This is a genomic window from Roseateles sp. P5_B10 (assembly GCF_056400485.1).
In genome coordinates, this window is sequence record NZ_JBFULE010000349.1 from 1 (window position 1) to 5,475 (window position 5,475).

The 5,475-nt window shown below is 68.2% G+C and carries 3 protein-coding genes; 2 read left to right on the forward strand and 1 reads right to left on the reverse strand.

The genetic code is table 11. The annotated features are described in order from the left end of the window. On the reverse strand, positions 1–2,611 hold a 2,611-nt coding region (locus tag AC1DU6_RS19000), incomplete at its 3' end, for a hypothetical protein (protein WP_477858894.1). 150 nt (positions 2,612–2,761) lie between these two features. On the opposite strand from AC1DU6_RS19000, the gene AC1DU6_RS19005 reads away from it, so the two are divergent. Together AC1DU6_RS19005 and AC1DU6_RS19010 are read left to right on the forward strand one after the other, a co-directional pair. Further along, positions 2,762–3,544, forward strand: coding sequence for a helix-turn-helix domain-containing protein (locus AC1DU6_RS19005; protein ID WP_477858896.1), 783 nt, complete (start codon positions 2,762–2,764; stop codon positions 3,542–3,544). Then, positions 3,541–5,475, forward strand: a 1,935-nt coding sequence (locus AC1DU6_RS19010; RefSeq protein ID WP_477858898.1) for a sensor histidine kinase, incomplete at its 3' end; no start/stop codon positions are given. The genes AC1DU6_RS19005 and AC1DU6_RS19010, both read left to right, overlap by 4 nt.

Genomic DNA, 5,475 nt, shown 5'->3' on the forward strand with positions numbered 1-5,475 from the left:
CTTGGTAACCCGATTGAATGAGCCCCTCGCCGCTCAGGGTGTCGACCCGCACATTCGCCTCCACCCCACGAAAGGTCGCGTAAGTGCCGACGCGCAGTTGGGACTGGTTGGCGGTCCAGTCGTCGTTGCCGAAGGAGCCGCCCACCAGGGTGCCCAACTGCACATCGATCAGGCCGCCGGCGCCCATCGCAAAGCTGGCGGCGCTTCCCTGCCAGATCGCCTGACCCCCGCCGACGATGCTCAGCACGCCGCTGCCGGTGAAGCGGGTGTCGCTGGTGAACGCGCGCGTGCCACTGTTCAGGTTCAGCTCCAGCACGCCACTGGTGCCGATGTCGAACTGGCGGGACAGGGTGGTCGAACTCAGCCGCAGCGTACCGCCGTCGATGATGGTGGAGCCGGTGTAAAGGCCGGCTGCGCTCAGGTTCACCGTACCGGGCCCCGTCTTCCACACGCTGCCTTCACCACTGATCCGGTTCAAATGCTCCTGGTTGCCGGCGAGATTGAAGACGAGCTTGCCCCCTGGGCCCAGTGTGCTGTCACCGTTGAGCTGGCCATCGCTGCCACCTTGGCCGATCTGAAGCGTGCCCTGGATGTTCAGCGTGCCTGTACCGGGCGCCAGCCACAGGAAGCCGCTGTTGATCTGTGTGTAGCCGGCGGCAATGCCCAGCGAGCCATACACATTGAGCCTGCTGCCGGCCAGCAGATTGAAGCTGCCGGCCTCGGCTGCACCCAGCACCAGGTTGCCGTGAAGCTCCAGCGTGTTGCCGTTGTTGAGGGTGCCACCGGCGGAGTCCATGACAAAGCCTGACCCCAGGGACAGGCTGCCCTGGTTGTCGATCACGCCGTGGTTGCTGAGCTTGCCGGCGACTGATAGCGTGCCGCGGTTGCTGATGAGGCTGTCGCCGTAGCCGGGCGAGGCCTTCTCATTGGACAGCGTAGCGCCGGCGAGCACGTTGACCACCGCGTCGCGCTCGATCTCGATCTGCGCGCCGCCGCTGTTGTCAATGCGGCCGCCAGCCATCACAAGGACCGAGGAGCTCCTGTCGAACAGGGCTCGCGCATGGTCGCCATTGTCGATGCGGCTGCCGGCATCGCTGATTTCGGTGCGACTGCCGGCTGCGAAGGTGGCCAGGACGCCGCGCCCCCGGTTGCTCAGCATCGACCCACCGCGGTAGGCGGTGGTGCCGGTGACCACCAGGTCGTCAATGCGGGTGGGGTTGCCCTCCAGCGTGAGGCTGGTGCGCACGCCGCTGAGCGTGGTCGAGCCCGAATAGACCTTCAGCGTGTCGCGGCTGATGTTGGAGTTGCTCTCGTACAGGCAGTTGTTCAGCCCGGTGTCGCCCAGGCTGAGGCCCACCGCTTTGACCTCGAAGCCGCAGCCGTAGTGGCCACGCAGGTCTTGGTCCAGGTCGGCGCTCAGCGAGGTCTGGATGCTGGCGTCGCCGAGGAAGTAGTTGCGCCCCACCAGCTTGCCGGGGGTGCCGGCAAAACGCAGCTTGATGTCGCTGCCCAGAGCAAAGCTGACCTTGCCGTCCAGATGGTCGATGAAGGACTCGGCGCCGCCGGCGCCGGTGATGACCTCTTGCACCGGCTGATCGAACACCAGCTTGACGAACACCGGCGCGGTGGGCGCGAAGTCGAAGTTCATGCCCATGGACGGGCCGGCATTCACGCTGAGGAAATTGGTCTCGAGGCTGAAGCCTTTTTCGGAGCCCCTGAAGCGCAGCGGGTTGGCGACGCCGTACAGGGGCGGCAGCATGGCCCCCAGCTCCCAGCCGCCACGCAGCACCTCGTTGCCGCAATGCAGGGCGCCGCCCGTCAGCGCCGAACAGTTACCGGCCTTGACGGTGTCGAGCATGAAGGTGTTGGTGCTGCCGATCAGGAAATCCTGGCCCAGGGCCGGCACCGCCACCGGCTTGCCCAGGACCGTCAGCATGGCGCTCGCGGCGCTGTCGAAGTTGAGCAGCGAGAACTTGCCCGGGTTCACCCCGAACTCGAAGCTGGTGCTGGTGCAATCGACAAAGCAGCCCTGCACCGCGACCTTGGCATCGAAATTGAACAGACCGGACACGGAGGCCTGCACGCTGGGCAGATAGGGCGTCAGGGTGGCCGCCGCTTTCAGGGTGTCGCGGGCTTTGACGATGAAGTTCTGCCCCTTGGTAAAACTGTCGGGCAGGGTCAGCACGGGGTTGAAGCTCTGGCTGAAATCCATCGATCCACCCCGCGCGCTGGCCGAGAACTCCAGCCCGATCCGGCCCGAGCTTTGCATGCTGGCCGCGACGCCGTAGCGGCCCAGGTACGTGTTGAAGATCGGGTCGTAAACGTTGGTGAAGCCGCCGAAGTTGAACAACTCCTGCGCGGCGACACCCGCATAGGTGCCCCAGCTGGTCTGCAGCGCATAGCTCGCGGTGGCCGTGCCGCCGGCATTGCCCCACAGGCTCTGGCCCGTGGCGCTGAAGCTGACCTGGTCGCTGAGGGTGGTGCCTTGGGCCGCCAGGCCCGGCATCAGGCCCAGGCCGATCAGCAGGCTCAGCCGCGACAGCGCCGGCATCACGCGGACGGTGTGCGGGTGGCGGGCAGGCTGGGTCTTGCCGGGCTGGCGTGTCTTCATGGTGGCTCTCCCTGATAGCGGTGCAGCRTGACTTTCTCCGCACTCTGGCCAACCCACCTTTGCCAAACCGCAGAAAACCTGTGCTGGTTCGTCGTCTAGCAAAAATAACCAGATGTAAACGGCCTGCAAAGACGGTTGACAATCGCCGCGATGAGTGAAGCTCTCGCCACGCATGACGACATGGCTCCGCCAGGCGCGGCGCGGCTGTTGCTGATCGACGATGCGCCCGAGCAGTTGCGCCAGCTCAGCGATCTGCTGGCCCGCCACTACCGGCTGCTCCATGCCGCCGACGGGCTCGGCGGCTTTCACCGCGCCCAGGCGCAGCGGCCCGACCTGATCCTGCTGGACCTCGTGATGCCTGGCATGGACGGGCATGCTGTGTGCCGGCTACTGAAGGCCGATGCGGCCACCTGTGAGATCCCGGTGATCTTTCTCTCTGCCCAGGCGAGCGCGCAGCAACGGCTGGACGGCTTGCGCCTGGGGGCGGTGGACTACATCGCCAAGCCCTTTCTGGCCGACGAGGTGCTGGCGCGGGTCTACGTCCATCTGCCGCGCGCCAAGACCGCGCCGGGGSGCTGCGATGGCGCACACGACCCCGAACTGGCCTTCGTCAACGCAGCTACCCAGCTCATTGGCGAGCAGTTGGAGGACCTGCCCTCGGTGGGCGACCTGGCCGAGCGCCTGGGCTTGAGCGAGCGACGCCTGTCCACGCTGTTTCGCAGGCACCTCGGCCTGACGGTGTCGGGTTTCATCAGCGAGGAGCGCATCCGCGTCGGCTGCCACCTGCTGGCCGCCACGCCCATGAGCGTGCAGGACATTGCCTTCGACGTGGGTTTCACCACGGCGTCCAACTTCTCCACCGCCTTCCGCGAGCGACTGGGGCTGACGCCGCAGGCTTGGCGCCAGCACCAGCGCGACGGCGGCACCGCTTGACCCGGCGCTGGCTGACCCGGCTGCTGAGCCTCGCGCTGGCCCTGGCCGCCTGGACACCATTGCATGCGCAGCCGCCACCAACGCCTCAACCAGCCTGGCAGTTGCTCGAAGACCCCGGCGGCGCCCTGACGCTGGACGACGTGCAGGCGCGAGCCGCCGAGTTCAAGCCCCACCAGCCGACTGGCCATCTGCGCACCCCCGGCTACACACGCACCGCGCTGTGGGCCCGGCTGGAGCTGCCCGCCAACGCCCAGCCGGAGACGCTCTGGCTGGTGATGACGCTGACGCGCATCGAGCACGCGCAGCTGTGGGTCCAGGCGCCCGACGGGCAATGGCGCTACACGCAAGCTGGCCTGCGGGTGCCTCACGAGCAATGGCCGCTGGACACCAGCGACGTGAGCTTCGAGCTGCGCCCGGAGCCCGGCCGGCCGCTGCGCCTGATGCTGCGCGAGTCGGGCCGCACCTACGCCTCCTTCGACGCGCTGCTGTGCCGGCCGCGCGACTGCTTCACTGAGAACCGCGACACCACCCTGGCCATCGCCGTGCTGGCCGGCAACCAGATGCTGGCCGCCGCCGGCTATCTGCTGCTGTTCTTCTTCTGGCGCCGGGCGGCATTCGCGCTGATGGCGGGCTCGGTGGCGGCCTACGGCCTTTACGAGCTGAGCCTGCACGGCCTGAGCTTTCAGTACCTCTGGCCCAACGCCACCGGCTGGGCGCCGCGCAGCTTGGTGGTGCTGATGGGCACGGCACAGCTGCTGAACTCGCTGGCCGTGGCAGCCATCCTGCCACTGCGCCGCGCCGCGGCGGCGCTGCGCTGGGCGCTGGCTGCCGCCTGGCTCGCCATCGGCACCGCCCTGTTGACCGCGCTGTGGGGCGACTACCGGGCCGTGGCGCCGCTCGTCAACGCGCTGACGGGGCTGTGCGGCCTGCTGACCCTGGTGCTGGCCGGCTGGGCCTGGTGGCGTCGCCTGCCGTTGGCCGGCTGGGCCGCGCTGGTGATGGCGTCTGCGGTGGTGGGCGCGCTGCCGCGTTACGCCTATGTGCTGGGCTGGCTGGAGCTGGGGCCGGTGATGTGGCTGACCACGCCCGTCGTGCTGCTGCTGTCGCACCTGATCCTGCTGATGGCCCTGGTGCAGCAGGTGGTGCAGCAGCGCCGCACCGAGCTGGCCGCGCAGGCGCAGCTGCTGCAGGAGCGGGCCGCGCGCAGCCAGGAGCTGGAGCGGCAGGTGGCGCAGCGCACCGGCGAATTGCGCGATGCGCTGCAGGAGGCCCGCAGCCAGCACCAGCAGCGCAGCCGCCTGCTGGCCTTCATTGGCCACGACCTGCGCGCACCGCTGGCCGCGACGGTGAGCTATCTGCGCCTGCTCGGCGGCGGCGGCCGGCGCGACCAGCAACTGCGCGCCAGCGTGGAGCACAGCGTGGGCTACCAGTTGGCGCTGATCGATGAGCTCGTCGAGTTCTCGCGCGGCGAGCTGCATGAGCTGGACCTGGTGCCCGCTCCGCTCTACATCCACGGCCTGCTGCACGAGCTGGCAAAGCAAGGCGAGCTGCTGGCGCGCCAGCACCGCAACGCCTTTCGGGCAGGCATAGACCCGGAATTGCCGGCCGTGGTGCTGGCCGACGCCAAGCGCCTGCGCCAGGTGCTGCTCAACCTCTTGTCCAACGCCGCCAAGTTCACTACCGGCGGTCAGATCGAACTGAGCGTCATGCCAAGCAGTACGGCGCCGGGCGTCTGGTGCTTCGAAGTGGCTGACACCGGCAGCGGCATTGCGCCCGCGGACCAGGCCCGGCTGTTCGAACCCTTCTGGCAAGCTCCGCCGCAAGAGAATCAGCGCGCCGAGGCTGGCTCGGGCCTGGGCCTGGCGGTGGCCAAACACATCGTCGAGGCCATGGGCAGCCAGATCGAACTGCACAGCGCCGTGGGCCAGGGC